The sequence below is a fragment of the Geodermatophilus normandii genome (assembly GCF_003182485.1).
Classification (GTDB): Bacteria; Actinomycetota; Actinomycetes; order Mycobacteriales; family Geodermatophilaceae; genus Geodermatophilus; species Geodermatophilus normandii.
The window spans coordinates 1495920-1516142 of the sequence record NZ_QGTX01000001.1 but is presented as its reverse complement, the minus strand read 5'-3'; the positions used below and the strand labels follow the sequence as shown (position 1 = coordinate 1516142).

Here is a 20223-nt window from a genome sequence, read left to right as displayed (position 1 = left end):
CACGAGCCTGCGAGTGCTGGGGGGCGAGGGGGTCCTTCAAGCTACAACCCGGCGGCGGCGACGACCGCCCGGCGGGTCAGCACCTGGGCCAGGTGCTCGCGGTAGTCGGCCTGGGCGTTGAGGTCGCTGCTCGGGCTGGTGCCCTCGGCCGCCGACCGCGCCGCCGCGGCCACCGCGTCCGCGGACGCCGCGGCGCCGCTGAGCGCGGCCTCGGTGGCCGAGGCCCGCAGCGGGGTCGGGCCCATGTTGGTCAGCCCGATCCGCGCCTCGGCGATGTGCCCGTTCTCGCGCCGGACCGCCGCGGCGACCGCCACGATCGACCACGCCTGCGCCACGCGGTTGAACTTCTCGTAGCGCACGCCCCAGTCGCCGGCCAGCTTGGGCACCCGGATCTCCACGAGGATCTCGCCCTCGTCCAGCGCCGTCGTCAGGTAGTCGACGAAGAACTCCGACGCCGGCACCGTCCGGCGGCCGCCCGGCCCGGCGACCACCATCTCGGCGTCCAGGGCGAGGGCCACCGCCGGCAGGTCACCGGCCGGGTCGGCGTGCGCCAGCGCGCCGCCGAAGGTCCCGCGCCGGCGGGTCTGCCGGTCGGCCACCGTCTCCGTCGCCTCGGCGACCAGCGTGGCGTGCTGGGCGACGAGCGGATCGGTGAGCACCTCGGCGTGCGTGGTCATCGCGCCGATGACCAGCGCGTCGCCGTCGTCGCGGACGCCGCGCATCTCGGCGACGCGGCCGAGGTCCACGACCGTCGACGGCGCGGCGAGGCGCAGCCGCATGACCGGGATGAGCGACTGCCCGCCGGCCATGATCTTGACGTCCTCACCGCCCGCCGCGACCGCCTGCAGGGCCTCGTCGACGGTGGTCGGCCGGGCGTACTCGAACGGAGCGGGGATCACAGGTCGCCTCCGAGCGACGAAGCGGGGGTGGAGACGCCGGCCGTGGACTCGGTGGAGGCCCCGCCGTAGGCGTTGCTGCCGGCCGTGGCCCGGTCGCCGCCGTCGCCGCCCTGGTGGAGAGCCCGCCAGACCCGTTCGGGCGTGAGCGGCATGCGGATGTCGCTCACCCCGAGGTGCCGGACGGCGTCGAGGGCGGCGTTCACCACCGCCGGCGTGCTGGCGATGCACCCGGCCTCGCCCACGCCCTTCGCGCCGATCGGGTTGCCCGGCGCCGCGTGCACGGTGTTGCCCGTGTCGAAGTGCGGCAGGTCGGCGGCGGAGGGGACCAGGTAGTCCACGAAGGTGCCGGTGGTCAGGTTGCCGTCGGCGTCGTAGACGGCCTCCTCGTACAGCGCCTGGGCGATGCCCTGGGCCAGCCCGCCGTGCACCTGCCCCTCGACGATGAGCGGGTTGACGATCGTGCCGACGTCGTCGACGCAGGCGTACTTGCGGATCTTCACGAACCCGGTCTCGGTGTCGACCTCCATGGCGCACACGTGCGTGCCGTGGGGGAAGGAGAAGTTCACCGGGTCGAAGGTCGCGTCCGCGTCGATCGACGGCTCGACGTCCTCGGGGTAGTCGTGTGCCGCGAAGACGGCCAGCGCGATCTCCTGGATCGACAGGGCCGTGCCCGGCGTCCCGCGGACGGTGAACTTCCCGTCGGCGAACTCCAGGTCGTCCTCGTTGGCCTCGAGCAGGTGCGCGGCGACCTTGCGGGCCTTGGCGATCACCTTGTCGGCGGCCTTGACCACCGCGGTGCCGCCGACGACCAGCGAGCGCGAGCCGTAGGTGTCCATGCCGCGGGGCGAGACGGCGGTGTCGCCGTGCAGCACCTCGACGTCCTCGAACGGCACGCCGAGCTGGTCGGCGACCAGCTGGCTCCACGCCGTCTCGTGGCCCTGGCCGTGCGGCGTCGAGCCGGTGACCACCTCGACCTTGCCGGTGGGCAGCATGCGGATGGAGGCCGACTCCCAGCCGCCCGCGCCGTAGGACAGCGAGCCGAGCACCCGGGAGGGCGCCAGTCCGCACATCTCGGTGAAGGTGGAGAAGCCGATGCCCAGCTGCACCGGGTCGTTCGACTCGCGGCGGCGGCGCTGCTCGTCGCGGAGCTCGGGGTAGCCGAGCAGCTCCAGCGCCTGCTGCGTGGCGGCGTCGTAGTCGCCGCTGTCGTACTCCAGGCCCGCCACGGTGGTGAACGGGAACTCCTGCGACTGGATCCAGTTCTTCCGCCGCAGCTCCAGGGGGTCCATGCCCAGCTCGACGGCGAGCTCGTCCATGATCCGCTCGACGGCGAAGGTGGCCTCGGGCCGGCCGGCGCCGCGGTAGGCGTCGGTGGGCACCTTGTTGGTGAAGACGCCGTCGCACTCGAAGCGGTAGGCCGGGAACTTGTAGATGCCCGGGAACATGAAGGCGCCCAGCGCCGGCACGCCCGGGGTGATCAGCCGCAGGTAGGCGCCCATGTCGGCGAGGATCCGCACGCGCAGGCCCTTGACGTCGCCCTCCCGGGTGGCGGCGACGTCGACGTACTGGATCTGGTCGCGGCCGTGGTGGGCGGCCATGAGGGACTCGCTGCGGGTCTCGGTCCACTTGACCGGCTTGCCGAGGCGCCGCGCCACGAGCAGCGCGATGACCTCCTCGGGGTTGACCTGCAGCTTGCCGCCGAAGCCGCCGCCGACGTCGGGGGCGACGACGCGCAGCTTGTGCTCCGGGACGCCGGTGACCATCGCCAGCATGACCCGCAGCACGTGCGGGATCTGGGTGGCCGACCACAGCGTGAAGTTGTCGCCCTGCGGCTGGACGACGACCGAGCGCGGCTCCATGAACGCCGGGATCAGCCGCTGGTTGACGAACCGGCGGCTGACGACGACGTCGGCGTCGGCGAACGCCTGCTCGGTGTCGGCGCCCGTACCGGCCTCGCCGGCGTCGAAGACGAAGTGGTAGCTGGTGTTGGACTCGACGTGGTCGTGGCAGAGGTCGGCGCCGGCCTTGACCGCCTCCTCCATGTCGAGGACCGGCGGCAGCAGGTCGTAGTCGACGTCGACCAGCTCGATCGCGTCGGCGGCCGCGGCCTTGGACCGGGCGACGATGACGGCGACGGCCTCGCCGACGTGGTTGACCTCCTCGACGGCGATCGAGGGGTGACCGGGGTTGACCATGTCCGCGGTGACCGGCCAGGCGCAGGGGATGGAGCCCTGCTCCTCGGCGAGGTCGCGGCCGGTGAGGACGGCGACGACGCCCGGCGCCTCGAGCGCCGCACTGACGTCGACGTTGGTGATCTTGCCGTGCGCCACGGGGCTGCGGACGACCGCGAGGTGGAGCATCCCGGGCAGGACCATGTTGTCGGTCCAGGTGGTGCGCCCGGTGATCAGCCGGGCGTCCTCCTTGCGCCGGCGGGCCCTGCCGACCTCCCGCTCCGGCGCGGTGGTCTCGGCGGCCGGCTCCTCGGTGACGGTCATGCCTGCGCTCCCAGGGTGTCCGAGCTGCCCGCCATCTCACCCGCGGCCTGCTGCACCGCCCGGACGATGTTCTGGTAGCCGGTACACCGGCAGAGGTTGCCCTCGATGCCCTCGCGGACCTCGGTCTCGCTCGGGTTCGGGTTCTCCTTGAGCAGGTCGATCGAGGCCATGATCATCCCGGGCGTGCAGTAGCCGCACTGGAGACCGTGCATCTCGTGGAAGGCCTTCTGCACCGGGTGCAGGTCGCCGGCGCTGCCGATGCCCTCGATGGTGGTGACCTCGGCGCCGTCGGCCTGGACGGCGAAGACGGTGCAGGACTTCACGGCCTGCCCGTCGAGGTGGACCGTGCACGCGCCGCAGTTGCTGGTGTCGCAGCCGACGACCGTGCCCACCTTGCCGAGCGCTTCGCGCAGATGGTGGACCAGCAGGGTCCGGGGTTCGACCTCGTCGGTGTAGGTCACTCCGTCGACCCTCATGCTGACCTGGGTCATGGATCCTCCGCTCCGTTGCAGGGGGCGATCGCGCCCGGCCGTGCGGGCGCTCCGCGGCGGAGTCTGTCAACGGCGGAGTGACTTAGGCCACGCTTACCTGCTCCCAGGGGACCCCCGGAACCGCAGGATCGGAGCCCCGCTCCCCGAGGTCCCGCAGCTGCGGGAGTACAGGCGGGCGGCGGCCCGCAGACCGGAGGTTGCAGGGCTGTTGCAGCAGGCGGGCTCAGGCGGGGACGGCGCGCATCTCGTGCCGCCGCAGCACCGCGCTGGCGACCAGCGCGACCAGCCCCAGCAGGGCCAGCCCGACGCCGACCAGGCTCGGCGCGGTGTAGCCGTACCCGGCGGCGATGACCACGCCGCCCAGCCACGCGCCGAGGGCGTTGGCGGCGTTGAGCGCGGAGTGGTTGAGCGCGGCCCCGAGCATCTGCGCCTCGCCGGCGACCTCCATCAGCCGCAGTTGCAGGCAGACGACGAGCGTGGAGGCGGCGACCGCGAGCAGGAAGATCCCGGCGAGCAGCGTCGGGCCGGTGCCCGCCGCCGGGCCGACCAGGGCGAGCAGGACGGCGAGGGCGACGAGGGTGCCGACCAGCGAGCGGAACAGCGCGAGGTCGGCCAGCCGCCCGCCGAGCGCGGTACCCACCACGCCGCCGATGCCGAAGGCGAGCAGCACCCAGGGCACGGTGCCGCGGGACAGGCCGGTGACCTCGGTGGCCAGTGGCGCGACGTAGCTGTAGACGGCGAACATCCCACCGAACCCGACGGTGCCGACGGCGAGGGTGAGCAGCACCTGCGGCCGGCGCAGCGCGCCGAGCTCGGCGCGGACGCTGGCGTCCCGGTCGCCGGGCGAGGTGGGCACGACGGCCAGCACGGCACCGACGGTGAGCGCGGCCAGCACCACGACCGCCCAGTACGCCGACCGCCAGCCCAGCGTCTGCCCGAGCCAGGTGGCCGCGGGGACGCCGGCGACGTTGGCGACGGCCAGCCCGAGCATCACCGTGCTCACCGCCCGGCCGCGCAGCGACGGCGGCACCAGGGAGGCGGCGACCAGCGAGGCGACGCCGAAGTAGGCGCCGTGCGGCAGGCCGCTGACGAACCGGGCCAGCAGCAGCGTCGTCGACCCGGGAGCCAGCGCGCTGAGCGCGTTGCCGACCAGGAAGGCGGCCATCAGCCCGACGAGCAGGGCGCGGCGGGGCAGCCGGGCGCCGAGCGCGGCGATCACCGGGGCCCCGACGACGACGCCGAGGGCGTAGGCGGAGATGACGTGGCCCGCCGTCGGGATGTCCACGCGGACGCCGTCGGCGATGTCGGGCAGCAGGCCCATGGTGACGAACTCGGTGGTGCCGATCGCGAACCCGCCCAGCGCCAGGGCGACGAGGGCGACCGCCACCCGCGGGGTGGTGAGCGAGGTGGCGGGAGGAGCGGACGGGTCAGCGGTGCGGGCACTCACGTGACCGTGCCAAGTGAACCGTGACGGGCCGTATTCCCGGTCGGCGGAAACGGCCCCCGCCGCCCGGGTCAGGTGCGGGACGCCCGCCGGAGGGCCAGCACGTGGGCGGCGACCGCGCCGCGCCGCGGCGACCCGGCCGGCAGCGCCTCGAGGCACGCCTGCCAGGCGACGGCGTCGTCGCGGGCCTCGGGCAGCGCGGTCCAGCGCAGCAGCAGCTCGGGCCGGCGGCTGGTGAGCACGGCCGCCCGCAGCGCGGCACCCGTCCGCCGGCGGGCGGCGGCGACGCCCGGCGCGGTGGAGCGCGGCAGCACCGGGCCGGGGTAGGCGTCCAGCGCGGCGGCGACCGCACCGCGGTCGAGCAGCCGGCGGACCCGGCCGAGGTCGGTCTCCAGCGGGCGCAGCAGCCGGTAGGGGCGCGAGCCGACGAGGTCGTCGCCCACGAGCCGGCGCAGCCGGGACAGCTCGGCGCGCACGGTGACCGCGGCGGTGTCGCCCGCGTGGCACTCCGCCGCCAGCTGCCCGGTGCTGCGGCCCTCCCCTGCGGCGGCCGCCTCGGCCAGCAGGAGCAGCAGCTCGGAGTGGCGCAGCGAGAGCTCCACCGGGCCGGCGGGGCGGGTGAGGCGGGCGCGCTCCCGGCCGAGCACCTCGAGCAGCGGCGCGACGGGACGCACCGGCGCGGGACGGGGGCCGCGTGCGGAGTCGCGCTGCTCCTCGCGGTGCAGCCAGCGCAGCTCCGACTCGACGGCGGCCACGGTGGCGCGGACGAGGGTGAACACGTGCGGGCTGGCCACGTGGTCGCCGCCGGTGACGTCGATGGCGCCCAGGAGCACCCCGGTGACCGGGTGGTGCACCGGGGCGGCCGAGCAGCTCCAGGGCTGCACCGGGCGGCGGTAGTGCTCGCTGCCGTAGATCTGCACCGGGTGGTCGACCGCCAGCGCCGTCCCCGGGGCGTTGGTCCCGGCGACCTCCTCCGACCACCGGGCCCCGGCCACGAAGTTCATGTTCTCGGCGAGCGCGCGCAGCCGGCGGTCGCCCTCCACCCACAGCATCCGGCCGTCGGCGTCGGTGACCGCCACGATCATCCGGTCGGCCTCGGCGTCCTCCACGAGCAGCCGGCGGATCACCGGCAGCACCTGGGCCAGCGGGTGCGCGGCGCGGTAGGCGACCAGGTCGTCGTCGAGGAGGTCGACCGGCGGGGCCTGGCCGTCGGGGTCGACGCCGCTGCCCAGGCTGCGCCGCCAGGAGTCCCAGACCACCGACCGCACGCCCGGCCGCGGCGGCGGGGCGCCGCGGGTCACCAGCGTCTCGTGCGCCGCCCGCAACCGGCGGGTGAGCCCGGGCGTCGGGGGCCGTCGGGCAGGGCGAGCCACGGGCTGACGCCGGTCACGGCGTTCCCCCCGGGCGCAGACTCATGGTCTGCCCATGGTGACCCGCGTCGCACGATTGCGCCAGGCACCGGGCCCGCAGGTCAGACGCGTGGCGGCGACGTGGGCAGCAGGGCCGACGGGTCCCGCCGGCGCACCGCGCCCGCCCACAGCCCGGCGCCGTAGGCGAGGTCCTCCAGCCGGCGGGCGACGGCGAACCGGAGCGGGCCCACGGCCGACCGGTGCGGCCACCACCCGAGGACGGCGTCGGCTCCGGCGACGGCGAGCGCGACCCGGCGGGCACGGCCGGAGACCAGCGCCGCCCCGGCGGTGAGCGGCCAGTGGTGCCGGGTGGCCGAGCGGGCGAGTGTGCGGCCGGCCGCGGCGGTGCCGCGGAGCACGAGCGCGGCGGCCAGGCCGTACGGGACCCGGCGGCCGGGGCCGGCCAGCCGGTGGGCCAGGCGGATCGTGGCGTCGCCGAGGACGGCGGCCGCGAGCGCCCGTCCCGGCCAGCCGCCGGCCAGCGCCAGGAGGAGAGCGGCCGCCGACCACGGGCTCACCACCACCGGCGCGACGGCGCGGCCGTGCCGGGCGGCCAGCGGCGCCGCACCGGTGCCGTAGACGGCCCGCCGGCGCAGCCAGGCGACCGTCGACGACGGGTGCTCGTGGTCCACGCGCGCCGCCGGCTCGTAGCGCACCCGCCAGCCCGCACCGGCCAGCCGCCACACGAGGTCGACGTCCTCGGCCACCCGCATGCCGGTGTCGAACCCCTCGCCGAGCGCGGTCCGCCGGACCAGCAGCGCGGCACTGGGCAGGTAGGACAGGCCCGTCAGCGGCGCGACCGGGCCGGGCCGCGACCCCATGTCGAGGGCGCTGACCGCCGTCTCGTAGGGCGTCACCCAGCCCGCGTGCGCGGTGGGCAGGGCGGTGATCCGCGGCGCGACGACGGCCAGCCGCGGGTCGGCGAGGTACGGCAGCAGCACGCCCAGCCAGCCCGGCCGCGGCACGCAGTCGGAGTCGAGGAAGGCCACGGCCTCCGTCGTCGCGGCGAGCAGGCCGGTGTCGCGCGCCGCGGCGGGACCGCGCGAGCGGTCGTGCCGCAGCACCTCGGCCCCACCCGCCGCGGCGGCCGCGGCCAGCGCCGGGGCGTCGGCCGACCCGTCGTCGACGACGAGCACGCGCACGCCGGCGGTGTCCGGGTCGGCGCGCAGGGCGGACAGGAGGCGGGCGACCCCGGGCGCGCGGTCCCGCACCGGGACGACGACGGTCACGCCGTCCGGGCCGGGCGCGGCGCCGGCGGGCTCGGGACGGCGACGCCGGCGTCCTGCAGCCGGGCGGCGAGCGCGGCCGTCGCCGGGCCGGTGACGACGAGGCGGTCACCGGCGAGCAGGTCCCGGGCACGCGGGGCCAGGCGCAGGAGCCGCAGCGGCGAGCCGCCGAGCAGGGCCGCCCCGCCCTCGAGGCGGCGGGTGCGCGGGTCGAGGCACACCGCCCAGCCGTCGGGCAGCCGCGCCTCCGGCGGCGGCGGGAGCCTCACCCGGCCAGCACGGCGTCGGTGGTGGTGACCTCGACCAGCGGGGCGTAGAGACCCATGAGGTGCAGCGCCCTGCCGTGGTCGTCGTCGCTGCTGCCGGCGCAGGCGTCGGCGACGACGCGCACGGGCACGCCGGCGTCGGCGGCCGGCAGCACGGTGGAGACGACGCAGCAGTCGGTGGCCACACCGGCCACGGTCAGCGGTCCGGCGCCGACCACCTCCGCCAGCTCCGGGCCCCACTTGCCGAACGTGGTCGCGCTCAGCACGCGCGCGGTGCCCGGGTCGTCGACGAGGTCGTAGAGCGGGGCGTCCGGCGGCTGCAGGGCGAACGGGTACTGCTCGTAGTAGCCGACCCACGCGCCGGCGGGCTGCTGCGGCGCCACGAAGCGGGTGAGGACCACCCGCTCGCCGAAGGCCCGACGAGGCGCCGGACGCGCGGGCGGACCTCCTCGAAGCGGGGCGCCGTCCAAGGGGAGTCCGGGTCGCCGAAGACCCGCTGCATGTCCACGACGACGAGCCAGCCGGGGAGGTGCGTCACGTCCGGACCCTAACGGGGGCGGCCGGGACCGCCGCCCGGGGTGCGGCGCTCAGGTGAGGTTAGGCTGCCCTTCCCCACTCGCGAGGAGAACCGCATGTCCCGTCCCCTGCTCCGGCGCACCGCCCTGGTCGCGGCCGCCCTGACCACCGCCGGGGCGCTGGCCGCGTGCGGCTCCGGCGACGCCGGCTCCTCGGCCGCCGGGTCGTCCCCGGCGTCCCGCGCCGGCAGCGGCTTCCCCGTCACCGTCAGCACCGCCTTCGGCGACGTCGAGGTCGAGGAGGAACCGCAGCGCGTGGTGGCCCTCGGCTGGTCGGACGCCGAGACCGCGCTCGCGCTCGGCGTCCAGCCGGTCGGCGCGAGCGACTGGCTGGCCTTCGGCGGCGAGGGCGTGGGGCCGTGGGCCGAGGGCCTCTACGACGAGGCGCCGGAGGTCGTCGAGACGCTGGAGCCCAGCCTCGAGGCGATCGCCGCGCTGGAGCCCGACCTCATCCTGGACACCCGGTCGCCGGCCACCCAGGAGCGCTACGACTCGCTCAGCGCCATCGCCCCGACGATCGGCCAGCCCGAGGGCGTGGACCCGTACCTCACCACCTGGCAGCAGCAGCTCGACCTGGTGGGCCAGGCGCTGGGCCGGACCGACGAGGCCGAGCAGCTGCGCGGCGACCTCGTACAGCGCTTCGCCGACGCCGCCGCGGCCCATCCGGAGTTCGACGGCACCGAGGTCGCCGTGGGCGCCTTCTCCTCCGAGGGCTTCGGCGCCTACGTCCGCGGCGACACCCGCGTCGACTTCATGGAGACCCTCGGTTTCACCAACAAGCCGGCGATCCAGGACCTCGCCACGGAGAGCTTCTTCGTGCCGGTCTCCGACGAGCAGGTCTCGCTGCTCGACGCGCCGCTGACCGTCGTCTTCCCGATCTTCGTCGACCCCTCGCTGATCACCGGCAGCCCGCTGTGGCAGACGCTGGGCTCGGTGCAGCAGGGCAACGCGGTCCTGCTCGACGACGAGACGCTGGCCAACGCCTTCTCCAGCGGCTCGGTCCTCGGCACGGAGTACGCCCTGGACAACGCGGTCCCGCTGTTCGCCGAGGCCCTGCGGGACTGAGCGCTCAGCGCACGACAGGAGGCCGCTCCGGCACCGCCGGGGCGGCCTCCTGCGCCCGGACGGCGCCGCGGCGCAGCGCGAGCGTGCCGAGCAGCCCGACGGCGAACGCCGCCAGCACGCCGAGGTTGGCGAACGCCCAGGAGCCCTCGCGGCCGCCGAGACCGAGCGGGCCGAGCAGGTAGCCCTGCCAGTCCAGCCAGCCGGCGTAGGTGTTGGTGACCAGCCCCCAGCCGAGGACGGTGCCCACGGCCAGCAGCAGCAGCGGCACCGGCGGGACGGCGCCGTAGCGGCCGCGCGCGTCGTAGAGGTCGGCCTCGGCGTAGTCGCTGCGGCGCAGCGCCAGGTCGCCGAGGAAGATCCCGCACCACGCCGCGATGGGGACCCCGAGGGTGATCAGGAACCCCTGGAACTGGATCGAGAAGTCCGCGTCGGCGAGGAAGACCACCCAGATCGCGCCGAGCACCATGAGCGTGCCGTCGATGCCCGCCGCGACCGGCCGGGGCACCCGCACACCGGCGGCCAGCAGCGACAACCCCGACGAGTAGATGTCCAGCAGCGCGCCGCCGACCAGGCCGAGCACCGCGACGACGACGAACGGCACGAGGAACCAGGTCGGCAGGATCGCGCCGAGCGCGCCGATGGGGTCCGCGGCGATCGCGCCGGAGAGCTCGGGGTCCGAGGCCGCGAGCAGCAGGCCGGTGCCCAGCAGCACGACCGGGGCCAGCGCGCCGCCGAACGTCGTCCAGCCGACGACGCCGCCGGTCGAGGCGGTGCGCGGCAGGTAGCGCGAGTAGTCCGCGGCGGCGTTCACCCAGCCGAAGCCGTAGCCGGTCATCGCCAGCACGAGCGCGCCGACGACGGCCGCCGTCGTCCCGTCCGGGACCGCGGTCACCGCCGACCACCGGATGTCGTCGGCGACGAGGACCACGTAGACGACGGTGAGCACGCCGCTGACCACGGTGATGACCGCCTGCATGCGCATGATCGCGTCGAAGCCGAGCACGCCGCCGGCCACGACCAGCGCCGCGACGACGAGCAGCGCGACCACCTGGGTCGTCGTCCCGCCGCTCCAGCCGAGCTGGCCGAACACCGTCGCCGTCGCCAGCGTGGCCAGGCTGACCAGCACCGTCTCCCAGCCCACGGTGAGCACCCAGGACAGCGCGGCCGGCACCCGGTTGCCGTGGACGCCGAACGCCGCGCGGCTGAGCACCAGGGTGGGCGCGGACCCGCGCTTGCCGGCGATCGAGACCAGCCCGCACAGCAGGAACGACACGACGATGCCGACCGCCCCGGCCACCAGCGCCTGCCCGGCGGAGATGCCGAAGCCGAGCAGGAACGAGCCGTAGGCCAGGCCCAGGACGCTGACGTTCGCGCCGAACCACGGCCAGAACAGCGAGCGCGGCCGCCCGCGGCGCTCCTCCTCGGCGATGACGTTGATGCCGTTGGTCTCCACGGCACCGCGTCCGGTCGCGCCGGCCCCCCGGTCCACGGCCTCCTGCTGGGTCATCGACGTCTCCTCCCCGATCGCGTCCTCGGTCATCCTGCTGCCCGGGACGCGGCTCAGCGCAGTCGCCCGTCCCCGCCGACCTCCCAGCGGGCGACGGCCGCGCGCAGCCGGGCCGCGAGGTCGGCCAGCAGCCGCGCGCCCTCCGCCGCGGAGGCGCCGGCCGGGTCGCCGAGCACGCCGGTCGGGCTCACCGCCCGCACGCCCTCGGCGCGCAGCCGGGGCAGCAGGTCGCCGATCGGCGTCGTCACGCCCCGGACGGACCGGTGGGTCCGCACCGCGGCCGGTTCCACGTGCACCAGCAGCGAGGTCTCGGTGCGGCCGGCGTGGGCGTCACCGCCGGGGACGGCTAAGGGGGACCAGGCGGCGTCGCGGCCCTCGGCCCGCAGCAGCGGCACGGCCCGGCGCAGCGCGTCGAGGTTGCCGCCGTGCCCGTTGACCACCAGCAGCCGGCCGGCCCAGCGGCAGGCGGAGCGCCCGTACTCGACGAGCAGCGTGGTCAGCGCCTCGGTGCCGATCGAGATCGTCCCGGGGAAGTCCTCGTGCTCGCCGCTGGCGCCGTAGGCGAGCGCCGGGGCCAGCACGGCGTCGAGGCCGGCCGCCCGCGCGACCGCCGCGGCCACGACCGTGTCCGTGGCGAACGGCAGGTGGTGCCCGTGCTGCTCGACCGAGCCGAGCGGGACGACCAGCAGCGGCCGCTCGGGCAGCTCCGGCCACGCGGCGCCGGCCAGGTCGGGCACGCGGTCAGCCTAGGCGGCAGTCACGGCCGCCCCTGCCGCCAAGGGGTCAGGCGGTGACGTCGTCGTCCACGGGCAGCTCCCACGGCCGGACGACGAGGACCAGGACGGCGATGGCCAGCACCAGCGCCGCGACGACGACGGTGCCCATGGCGACCGCGTCGTTGCCGAGCACGCCGACCAGCGGCGCCACGGCCGCGCCGACCCCGAACTGCACCGCGCCGAGCAGCGCCGCCGCGGTGCCCGCGGCCTCGCCGTGCCGCGACAGCGCGAGCGCCGGGGCGTTGGGCAGCGCCAGGCCGGAGGAGAACAGCACCGCCCACAGCGGCAGCGCGACCGCCCACAGCCCGCCGGTCCCGGTGCCCGCGAGCACCACGAGGACCGCGCCGGCCAGCGCGCCGAAGACGACGCCGGCCACGAGCACCTGGGCCGGGGAGAACCACCGCAGGACGACCGGGTTGAGCTGGGTGGCCCCGATCAGCCACACCGCGCCGGCGCCGAAGAGCAGGCCGAACTGCTGCTCGTCGAGGCCGAACTGGTCCTGGAAGACGAACGAGGAGCCGGAGACGTAGCTGAACAGCCCGGCCATGGTCAGGCCCGCGACGAGCACCAGGCCGACGTAGGCGCGGTCGCCGAACAGCGACCGGTAGCTGCGCAGCGTCCCGGAGAGGCCGCTGCTGCGCCGCCGCTGCGGCGGGAGGGTCTCGCGGACGGCGAACCAGCCGACCACGAGCAGCAGCACCCCGTAGAGCGCGAGCAGGAGGAAGACCCCGCGCCACGAGGTGATCCGCAGGACCTCGCCTCCGACGGTCGGCGCGAGCACCGGCGCGGCCCCGAGGACGAGGAAGAGCCGGGACAGCATGGTCGCCGCCGCCCGCCCCTCGAACAGGTCGCGCACGACGGCGAGGGCGATCACCGCGCCGGCCGCCGTCCCCACGCCCTGCAGGAACCGCAGCAGCCCGAGCACCGCGATCGACGGCGCGACGAGCACCAGCAGCGAGGCGACGACGTGCAGCGCCGTCCCGGCCAGCAGGGGCCGCTTGCGCCCGAGGGCGTCGGACAGCGGGCCCAGGACCAGCTGGCCGAGCGCCAGGCCGACGAGGGTGCCGGTGAGGGTGAGCTGCACCGTCGCCGAGCTGGCCCGCAGGTCGTCGGCGATGGTGGGCAGCGCGGGCAGGTACATGTCCACGGTCAGCGGGCCCAGCGCCACGAAGGCGCCGAGGGTGAGGGCGGTGCGGGCCGTCCCGGGCCGGTCGGTCGTCGCGGTCGGCGCGGTCGGCCGGTCCTGGATCGTCGTCACGTCGAGAGCGAAGCCGCCCCGGTGCCGGTGCATTCCGCCGTGCGGGCCAGCTCACGCGGACCGTTCCCGCCCCGACACGCGCCGGCACCCGTGTCCGGCGGCGGAATCGGGGAAGGGCAGGGGCATGACCGACTCCCCGGACGCCACCCGCAAGGTCGCCGAGCTCATCAAGGGCCAGAAGTTCGGCTTCCTCACCACCACCATGCCCGACGGCCGGCTCACCAGCCGGCCGATGGCGCTGCAGGAGGTGGAGTTCGACGGCGACCTCTGGTTCTTCGCCGAGCACGACGCCCCCTGGCTCGCGCACGTCACCGCCTCGCCGCAGGTCAACGTGGGCATGGGCTCCGGCGGCACGTGGGTGTCCCTGACCGGGACCGCCCGCGTCGTCGACGACGTCGCGAAGAAGAGGGAGCTGTGGAACAGCGGTGTCGAGGCGTGGCTGCCGCAGGGCCCCGAGGACCCGTCGGTGGTGCTGGTCAAGGTCGACGGCGACACCGCGGAGTACTGGGACAGCCCCGGCAACCGGCTCGCGACCGCGCTGAGCTTCGTCAAGGCCAAGGCCACCGGGAGCCAGCCCGACACCGGTGAGAAGGACGTCGTCGACCTGCCGTGACGCCCGGGTGCGGCGGCCGGCGCGGCCGCCGCACCCGGGGGCTCACGCCGCCGGGACCGGCTCGGGGAGAGGCGTGGCCGCCGGCCGGTGCGCGGGCAGCCACACCGCCGCGGCGAGCGCACCGGCGGCGCAGGCCGCCGCGCACACCCAGGACCCGGCCGACAGCCCGTCGACGAAGGACTGCCGGACGACGTCGGCCGCCGCCGTCCCGTCGGGCAGCCGCGCGGCGACGGCGAGGCCCGCCACCACCGAGTCGCCGGCCGCGTCGCGCACCGCGGCCGGCAGCCCGGCCAGCCCGTCGCGCACGGCCGGCGCGTAGACGGTGCTCATCACCGAGCCGACGACGGCGACGCCGAGGGTCCCCCCGACCTCGCGGACGGTGTCGTTGACCGCCGAGCCCGCGCCGGCCTGCTCGCTGCGCAGCGCGCCCATGACCGTCTCGGTGGCCGGGCTCATCACCAGGCCGAGCCCGCCGGCCATGAGCACCATCGCCACGACGACGCGGCCCCAGTAGGCCGAGTCGACGGCGGACCCGGCCGCGACGACGAACCCGGCGGCCATGACCAGCAGCCCGGCGGTGACGACGACCGCGGTGCCCAGCCGCCGGACGAGCAGCACCGCCAGGGGCGACGTCGCGCCGATGACCAGCGCGAAGGGCAGCGTCCCGACGCCGGCGGCGAGGGTCCCGTAGCCCAGGACCGCCTGGAAGTACTGGGTGATCAGGAAGATGAACCCGAAGAGCGCGAAGAACGCCAGCGCGATCGCCCCGCTGGCCGCCGAGACGCGCCGGTCGGTGAACAGCCGGACGTCGAGCAGCGGGTCGGGACGGCGCGCCTCCCACCACACGAAGCCGGCCAGCACGAGCGCCGCCGCGGCGTAGCCGGCGAGGGTGACCGGCGCGGTCCAGCCGCGGCCCGGGGCCTCGATCGTGGTCCAGACCAGCAGGCCGATGCCGGCGACCGAGCCCAGGACGCCGACGCCGTCGAAGCGCCCGTGCACCGGCTCGCGCGACTCGCGCAGCAGGGCGCGGCCGGCGACCAGCGCCAGCAGCACGAGCGGCACGTTGACGAGGAACACCGAGCCCCAGGCGAAGTGCTCGAGCAGCAGTCCGCCGGTGACCGGCCCGATCGCCACCGACAGGCCCGTGACCGCCGACCAGATCCCGATCGCCGTCGCCCGCTCCCGGCGGTCGGGGAAGGTGGCCACGAGGAGGGCGAGGGTGGCGGGGAAGACGAGGGCGGCGGCCACGCCCATCGCGGCGCGGGCGGCGACCAGCTCGCCGGTGGTCCCGGCCAGGGCGGCCAGCAGGGACGTCAGGCCGAACAGCACCAGGCCGGCCTGCAGCACGCGCAGCCGGCCGAAGCGGTCACCGAGGTGCCCGCCGAGCAGCAGCAGCGCCGCGAAGACCAGCGTGTAGCCGTCGACCACCCACTGCAGGTCGCTGGTGCCGGCCGACAGCTCGCCGGCCAGCGTGGGCAGCGCGACGTTCACGATCGTGTTGTCGACGCTCACCAGGAGCACCGACAGGCACAGCACGGCCAGCACCCACCAGCGGCGGCGGGGGTCGGGCGGGGAGCCGGGGACCATGACGACCTCCTATGTAGGACGTTGTTCCACAACACTAGAACAGCGTTCTACGGTCGGCAAGGGAGGATGACCCCGTGACGGAGACGGGGCAGCGGACGCCGAGCCGGGACGTGCACGGGGCACTGGTCGACGCGGCCGAGCGGGTGCTGGTGCGCGACGGCCTGGCCGGGCTGACCGTCCGGGCGGTGGCGGGCGAGGCCGGCGTCGCCCCGATGGGCGTCTACAACCGCTTCGGCAGCAAGGACGGCCTGGTGGCCGCCGTCCTGGTGCGCGGGTTCGACGCGCTGGCGGCCGCGATCAGCGGGGAGGACGGCGAGCCGCCGGAGGAGCGGCTGGCCGGCTGCGGACGGCGCTACCGGCGCTTCGCCCTCGGCTCCCCGCAGCACTACGAGGCGATGTTCGGGACGGCGGTGTCACCCGCCGCCCGCGCGGCCGCCACGACGGCGGAGCTGGCCGAGCACGCCGGCGCCGCCTTCGGCGTGCTCGTCACCGAGGTGTCCCGGGCGATGGACGCCGGGGTGCTCCGCCGTGACGACCCCGCGGAGACCGCGCAGGTCATCTGGTCGGCGGTCCACGGCGCGGTGACGCTCGAGCTGGCCGGCGTCGTCCAGGTCGGGAACGCCGACGCCACCTACGAGCGGCTGTTGGCCACCCTGGTGGCCGGCCTGTCCTGAGCGTCCAGCCGACTCCCAGGGAGATCCCCGGGACCGGTCAGGGACGGCGCCCAGGCTGGGGGCACGTCAACCGGAGGTGCCCCGTGCTCACCCTCGCCGTCCTGGTCGTCCTGTTCGCGACCATGACCCTCGCCGACCTCGCGCCCGGCCTGCTGCCCGACGGGTCGGGGCCCTCGGTGGTGGCCCCGACCCGCTGAGCGTCAGCCGAGCTGCGCGCCGGCGAGCGGCGACTCGTCGCAGGTCCTCACCGGGACGGCCGGCATGCCGAGCAGCGTCGGCTGGCCGCGGACCGGGCCGGTGTGCGAGTGGTCGAGGTGGCTCTTCGGCTTCACCAGGTCCAGGTCGCGGGCGGCCAGGGCGGTCTCGCCGTACCCCTGCACGCACTCGGGGTCGGGGCCGTCCAGCGGCAGGCCGGTGAAGAACTTCGCCGCCATGCAGCCGCCGCGGCAGGCGTCGAAGTGCGCGCACCTCGTGCACGCGCCGCCGGTCTGCGGGCTGCGCAGCTCGGCGAACAGCTCGGAGGACTGCCACACGCGCTGGAAGCCGCCCTCGCTCCGCACGTTGCCGGCGAGGAACTGCTCGTGGATGGCGAACGGGCAGGCGTAGACGTCACCGACCGGGTCGATCAGGCACACCACGCGCCCGGCGCCGCAGAGGTTGAGGCCCGGCAGCGCCTGCCCGTAGGCCGACAGGTGGAAGAACGAGTCGCCGGTCAGCACGCGGTCGCCGTTGGCCAGCAGCCACGCGTACAGCTCGCGCTGCTGGGCCTGGGTGGGGTGCAGCTGGTCCCAGACGTCGGCGCCGCGGCCCGACGGGCGGAACCGGGTGATGCGCAGCTGGGCGCCGTAGCGGTCGGTCAGCGCCCGGAAGTCGTCGAGCTGGGAGACGTTCTCCCGCGTGACCACGACGGAGACCTTGAAGTCGCGCATCCCCGCCTCGGCCAGGTTCTCCAGCGCCTTCGTGGCGGTGGCGAACGAGCCGGTGCCGCGGACGCGGTCGTTGACCTCCGCGGTGGCGCCGTCGAGGGAGATCTGCACGTCGACGTAGTCGGTGGCCGCCAGCTGCCGCGCCCGCGCCCGGTCCAGCTTGACGCCGTTGGTGGAGAACTTGACGCCGACGTCGTGGCCGATGGCGTAGTCGAGCAGGTGCCAGAAGTCCGGCCGGACGGTGGGCTCGCCGCCGCCGACGTTGACGTAGAAGACCTGCATCCGCTGCAGCTCGTCGATCACGCCCTCGGCCTCGGCGGTGCTCAGCTCGCGGGGGTCGCGCCGGCCCGAGGAGGACAGGCAGTGCACGCACGCCAGGTTGCAGGCGTAGGTGAGCTCCCAGGTCAGGCAGATGGGGGCGTCGAGGCCGTACTCGAACTGGTCGACCAGACGCCCGACTGACGGGGCGGTGGGGCGGGCGGCCGGCACCGCTCGCTGGGGGACGACGGCGGTCATGCGCGCACCTCGATCATCTGCGAGCGGGCGAGGTCGGCCAGCGCCGTCACGTAGGCGGGCCGCTGGACCTCGGGGACGCCGCACGCGACGAGCGTCGCCTCGGCGCTGGGGTGGTCGGCCAGCGTCTCCACGACGGCGACCAGCGTCTTCGACTTCAGGAAGGACAGCTTCCGGTTGCCGAAGTGGTAGACCAGCGCCCCGAACGGCTCCGGCCGCAGCGCCACCGACCGGGCGCGCCGCCAGGGACGGGCCGGGTCGAACACGGCCGTGTCCGAGGCGGCCGGGGCGACGGTGTCCGACGCGGCCGGGGCGACGGCGTCCGCGGCCGGAGCGGTCGGGTCCACGTCGGTCGCGCTCAGTAGACGCCGCACATGCCGTCGATGGACACCTCTTCCACGAGGGACTCCTGGACCAGGCCCTCGTCGGACAGGGCCTCCTCGGGTGCGGCGGTCTGGGTCTCTGCCTGGGTCTCGGTCGAGGCGGTCGTCTCGGGCATGCGGACCTCCGGGGAACGGCGGAACGGGATGCGGGCGACGGTAGAGACACCGGGTGCCACCGGCAAGCGAGGGCCGGTTCCCCCGGACGTGGCGGGGGCTGACCCCGCAGGCCGGGTGGGCCAGGATGGTCCCGTGAGCTCGTCACCGGCCGCCGAGGGCCCGTCCGGGACCCCCTCCGCCGTCCCGCTGCGCGTCGGGGCGGCCGGGGGGACACCCGTGCGCGCATCGAGCGGGCGGCCCTGGAGCTCTTCTCCGCCGAGGGCTTCGAGCAGGTCACCATCGAGGAGATCGCCGCGGTCGCGGGCACCAGCCGGCGCACGTTCTTCCGGCACGTCGGCAGCAAGGCCGACGCCGTCTGGGGCGACTTCGCCGGCCACGTGGCCCGGCTGGCCGCCCTGCTCCACGCGGCGGGCGACGACGTCGCGGTGCTGCCCGCCGTCTTCGGCGCCTACGTCGAGGTCAACGACTACGCCGAGGCCGACCTGCCGGTGCTGCGGCAGCGGATGCGGCTGATCCTCACCGAGCCGGCGCTGCAGGCGCACTCCCAGCTGCGCCACGCCGACGTCGACGAGGTCGTGGCGCGCTACGTCGCCGCCCGCTGCGGCCAGGACCCCGCGGCGCTGCTCCCCCGGCTGGTCGCCACCACCACCCGCGCGGCGGCCACCACCGCCTTCGAGGTCTGGCTGTCGGACGAGGACGGCTCGCTGGCCGAGGCGCTGCGGTCGGCGTTCGCCCAGCTCGCCGAGGGCTTCCCCGACCTGCGCTGACCCGCGCTACGCCGCGGCGCGCAGGCCCTCGAGCAGGCGGTCGACGTCGTCGTCGTCGTTGTAGGGCGCCAGGCCCACCCGCAGGCCGCCGGCGTCACCGAGGCCGAGGGCCCGGGAGGCCTCGATCGCGTAGAAGCTGCCGGCCGGCGCGTTGACGCCGCGCCCGGCCAGCGCGCGGGAGACCTCGGCGGCGGGCCGGTCGGCCCAGGTGAGCAGCAGCGTCGGCGTGCGGTGCGCGGCGCGCGACCACAGCGTGACGCCGGGCAGCTCCGCGATCCCCTCCTCGACCCGCTCGCGCAGCCGGTCCTCGTGCGCCTCGACGGCGGCCATCCCCGCGACCAGCCGGGCCCGCCGGTCGCCGCCGGACCCGCCGAGCGCGGCCAGGTAGTCGACGGCCGCGGTGGTGCCGGCCAGCAGCTCGTAGGGCAGCGTCCCGAGCTCGAAGCGCTCCGGGACGGCGTCGGTGGAGGGCAGCAGCTTGTCCGGGTGCAGCGTCTCCAGCAGCGCCGGCGCGGCGACGACGCAGCCCAGGTGGGGGCCCAGGAACTTGTACGGCGAGCAGGCGTAGAGGTCCGCGCCGAGCGCCGCGGCGTCGACCGGCGCGTGCGCGGTGAGGTGCACGCCGTCGACGTAGGCGAGCGCGCCGGCCTCGTGCGCCAGCGCGGTGAGGGCCGGGACGTCGGGTCGCGTGCCGATCAGGTTGGAGGCGCCGGTGACCGCGACCAGCCGGGTGCGGTCGGACAGCACCGCCGCGAGCGCCTCCGGGGTCAGCTCACCGGTGGCCGGGTCGAGGTCGGCCCAGCGGACGGTGGCCCCGCGCGCGGCCGCGGCCTGCACCCAGGGCCGGACGTTGGCGTCGTGGTCCAGCCGGGTGACGACGACCTCGTCGCCGGGGCCCCAGCCGGCCGACAGCGCGCGGGAGAGGTCGTAGGTCAGCTGCGTCATGGAGCGGCCGAACACGACGCCGCCGGGATCGCTCCCGACCAGGTCGCCGACGGCGGCGCGGGCGGCCACGACGACGCCGTCGGCGTTGCGCTCGGCCTCGGTGAGCCGGCCGCGGTTGGCGATCGGCGCGGTCAGGGTGGCGGCCACCGCCTCGGCGACCTGGCGCGGCACCTGCGAGCCGCCCGGGCCGTCGAAGTGGGCGGCCCCGGCACGCAGGGCGGGGAAGTCCGCGCGGACCGCGGCGACGTCGTAGGCGGTGCTCGTGGTGGTCATCGGCCGTCAGCATG

20 protein-coding genes and 1 pseudogene are annotated in these 20223 nt (G+C 75.9%); 5 read left to right on the top strand and 16 right to left on the bottom strand.

Going from position 1 to position 20223, the window contains the following annotated elements; all coding sequences use genetic code 11:
* Window positions 1–41: 41 nt before the first annotated feature.
* From JD79_RS07435 to JD79_RS07405, 8 genes are all read right to left on the bottom strand, one after another.
* On the bottom strand, window positions 42–899 hold the full coding sequence (locus JD79_RS07435; protein WP_110004999.1) for an FAD binding domain-containing protein: 858 nt from the start codon (window positions 897–899) through the stop codon (window positions 42–44).
* Window positions 896–3394 (bottom strand): xanthine dehydrogenase family protein molybdopterin-binding subunit, encoded by a 2499-nt coding sequence (locus tag JD79_RS07430; RefSeq protein ID WP_110004998.1) that lies wholly within the window; start codon window positions 3392–3394, stop codon window positions 896–898. Before JD79_RS07430 ends, JD79_RS07435 begins: the two co-directional genes overlap by 4 nt.
* Window positions 3391–3885 (bottom strand): (2Fe-2S)-binding protein, encoded by a 495-nt coding sequence (locus JD79_RS07425; protein WP_110004997.1) that lies wholly within the window; start codon window positions 3883–3885, stop codon window positions 3391–3393. The genes JD79_RS07430 and JD79_RS07425 overlap by 4 nt, the downstream gene beginning before the upstream one ends.
* Window positions 3886–4108: 223 nt before the next feature.
* Window positions 4109–5332 carry an MFS transporter gene (locus JD79_RS07420; protein WP_211307898.1) on the bottom strand — a complete coding sequence of 408 codons (1224 nt, stop codon included), beginning with the start codon at window positions 5330–5332 and terminating at the stop codon, window positions 4109–4111.
* 68 nt (window positions 5333–5400) lie between these two features.
* Complete coding sequence (locus JD79_RS07415; protein WP_245899895.1) at window positions 5401–6702, bottom strand: GAF domain-containing protein; 1302 nt, start codon at window positions 6700–6702, stop codon at window positions 5401–5403.
* A gap of 98 nt (window positions 6703–6800) precedes the next feature.
* A complete protein-coding gene (gene mftF / locus JD79_RS07410; protein ID WP_211307897.1) occupies window positions 6801–7967 on the bottom strand; it encodes a mycofactocin biosynthesis glycosyltransferase MftF in 1167 nt (388 codons plus the stop codon).
* Window positions 7964–8233 (bottom strand): hypothetical protein, encoded by a 270-nt coding sequence (locus JD79_RS22975; protein WP_211307896.1) that lies wholly within the window; start codon window positions 8231–8233, stop codon window positions 7964–7966. The genes mftF and JD79_RS22975 overlap by 4 nt, the downstream gene beginning before the upstream one ends.
* Window positions 8230–8631 carry a cysteine hydrolase family protein gene (locus JD79_RS07405; RefSeq protein WP_245899893.1) on the bottom strand — a complete coding sequence of 134 codons (402 nt, stop codon included), beginning with the start codon at window positions 8629–8631 and terminating at the stop codon, window positions 8230–8232. Before JD79_RS07405 ends, JD79_RS22975 begins: the two co-directional genes overlap by 4 nt.
* 231 nt (window positions 8632–8862) lie before the next feature.
* On the opposite strand from JD79_RS07405, the gene JD79_RS07400 reads away from it, so the two are divergent.
* On the top strand, window positions 8863–9870 hold the full coding sequence (locus tag JD79_RS07400; protein ID WP_110004995.1) for an iron-siderophore ABC transporter substrate-binding protein: 1008 nt from the start codon (window positions 8863–8865) through the stop codon (window positions 9868–9870).
* A gap of 4 nt (window positions 9871–9874) precedes the next feature.
* On the opposite strand, the gene JD79_RS07395 is transcribed toward JD79_RS07400, so the two are convergent.
* From JD79_RS07395 to JD79_RS07385, 3 genes are read right to left on the bottom strand one after another with little or no spacing between them, the layout of a single operon-like run.
* Complete coding sequence (locus JD79_RS07395; RefSeq protein ID WP_110007523.1) at window positions 9875–11377, bottom strand: purine-cytosine permease family protein; 1503 nt, start codon at window positions 11375–11377, stop codon at window positions 9875–9877.
* Window positions 11378–11430: 53 nt separating this feature from the next.
* Complete coding sequence (gene mftE / locus JD79_RS07390; protein WP_110004994.1) at window positions 11431–12114, bottom strand: mycofactocin biosynthesis peptidyl-dipeptidase MftE; 684 nt, start codon at window positions 12112–12114, stop codon at window positions 11431–11433.
* A 46-nt stretch (window positions 12115–12160) separates the two neighbouring features.
* On the bottom strand, window positions 12161–13411 hold the full coding sequence (locus tag JD79_RS07385; protein WP_245899891.1) for a multidrug effflux MFS transporter: 1251 nt from the start codon (window positions 13409–13411) through the stop codon (window positions 12161–12163).
* A gap of 124 nt (window positions 13412–13535) precedes the next feature.
* Between JD79_RS07385 and JD79_RS07380 the strand changes: the two genes are divergently transcribed.
* Window positions 13536–14024: a pyridoxamine 5'-phosphate oxidase family protein gene (locus JD79_RS07380; protein ID WP_110004992.1), complete on the top strand. Its 489-nt coding sequence runs from the start codon at window positions 13536–13538 to the stop codon at window positions 14022–14024.
* 42 nt (window positions 14025–14066) lie between these two features.
* Here the strand turns inward: JD79_RS07380 and JD79_RS07375 are convergent, their stop codons facing one another.
* On the bottom strand, window positions 14067–15611 hold the full coding sequence (locus tag JD79_RS07375) for a DHA2 family efflux MFS transporter permease subunit (RefSeq protein ID WP_110004991.1): 1545 nt from the start codon (window positions 15609–15611) through the stop codon (window positions 14067–14069).
* Window positions 15612–15685: 74 nt separating this feature from the next.
* On the opposite strand from JD79_RS07375, the gene JD79_RS07370 reads away from it, so the two are divergent.
* Window positions 15686–16285 carry a TetR/AcrR family transcriptional regulator gene (locus tag JD79_RS07370; RefSeq protein WP_110004990.1) on the top strand — a complete coding sequence of 200 codons (600 nt, stop codon included), beginning with the start codon at window positions 15686–15688 and terminating at the stop codon, window positions 16283–16285.
* A gap of 200 nt (window positions 16286–16485) precedes the next feature.
* Here JD79_RS07370 and mftC read toward each other — a convergent pair whose 3' ends face one another.
* From mftC to mftA, 3 genes are read right to left on the bottom strand one after another with little or no spacing between them, the layout of a single operon-like run.
* On the bottom strand, window positions 16486–17727 hold the full coding sequence (mftC, locus tag JD79_RS07365) for a mycofactocin radical SAM maturase (RefSeq protein ID WP_110004989.1): 1242 nt from the start codon (window positions 17725–17727) through the stop codon (window positions 16486–16488).
* A complete protein-coding gene (mftB, locus tag JD79_RS07360; RefSeq protein WP_110004988.1) occupies window positions 17724–18071 on the bottom strand; it encodes a mycofactocin biosynthesis chaperone MftB in 348 nt (115 codons plus the stop codon). Before mftB ends, mftC begins: the two co-directional genes overlap by 4 nt.
* Before the next feature lie 11 nt (window positions 18072–18082).
* Window positions 18083–18223, bottom strand: a complete 141-nt coding sequence (mftA, locus tag JD79_RS07355) for a mycofactocin precursor MftA (RefSeq protein WP_110007522.1) — start codon at window positions 18221–18223, stop codon at window positions 18083–18085.
* A gap of 225 nt (window positions 18224–18448) precedes the next feature.
* On the opposite strand from mftA, the pseudogene JD79_RS24210 reads away from it, so the two are divergent.
* A pseudogene (locus tag JD79_RS24210) lies at window positions 18449–18562 on the top strand (TetR family transcriptional regulator); the annotation flags it as partial.
* A gap of 39 nt (window positions 18563–18601) precedes the next feature.
* The gene (locus JD79_RS07350) at window positions 18602–18991 is read left to right on the top strand and encodes an acyl-CoA-like ligand-binding transcription factor (RefSeq protein ID WP_245899889.1); all 390 of its coding nucleotides are present in this window, start codon (window positions 18602–18604) and stop codon (window positions 18989–18991) included.
* 6 nt (window positions 18992–18997) lie between these two features.
* Here the strand turns inward: JD79_RS07350 and JD79_RS07345 are convergent, their stop codons facing one another.
* Window positions 18998–20209 (bottom strand): cysteine desulfurase-like protein, encoded by a 1212-nt coding sequence (locus JD79_RS07345; RefSeq protein ID WP_110004986.1) that lies wholly within the window; start codon window positions 20207–20209, stop codon window positions 18998–19000.
* Between the last annotated feature and the right edge of the window lie 14 nt (window positions 20210–20223).

Excerpts from the sequence above, each read along its gene's own strand:
- JD79_RS07425 (WP_110004997.1), bottom strand. The coding sequence starts at position 3,885 with ATGACCCAGGTCAGCATGAGGGTCGACGGAGTGACCTACACCGACGAG.
- JD79_RS07395 (WP_110007523.1), bottom strand. The coding sequence starts at position 11,377 with ATGACCCAGCAGGAGGCCGTGGACCGGGGGGCCGGCGCGACCGGACGC.
- JD79_RS07400 (WP_110004995.1), top strand. The coding sequence starts at position 8,863 with ATGTCCCGTCCCCTGCTCCGGCGCACCGCCCTGGTCGCGGCCGCCCTG.
- mftC (WP_110004989.1), bottom strand. The coding sequence starts at position 17,727 with ATGACCGCCGTCGTCCCCCAGCGAGCGGTGCCGGCCGCCCGCCCCACC.
- JD79_RS07430 (WP_110004998.1), bottom strand. The coding sequence starts at position 3,394 with ATGACCGTCACCGAGGAGCCGGCCGCCGAGACCACCGCGCCGGAGCGG.
- JD79_RS07380 (WP_110004992.1), top strand. The coding sequence starts at position 13,536 with ATGACCGACTCCCCGGACGCCACCCGCAAGGTCGCCGAGCTCATCAAG.
- mftA (WP_110007522.1), bottom strand. The coding sequence starts at position 18,223 with ATGCCCGAGACGACCGCCTCGACCGAGACCCAGGCAGAGACCCAGACC.
- JD79_RS07345 (WP_110004986.1), bottom strand. The coding sequence starts at position 20,209 with ATGACCACCACGAGCACCGCCTACGACGTCGCCGCGGTCCGCGCGGAC.
- JD79_RS07375 (WP_110004991.1), bottom strand. The coding sequence starts at position 15,611 with ATGGTCCCCGGCTCCCCGCCCGACCCCCGCCGCCGCTGGTGGGTGCTG.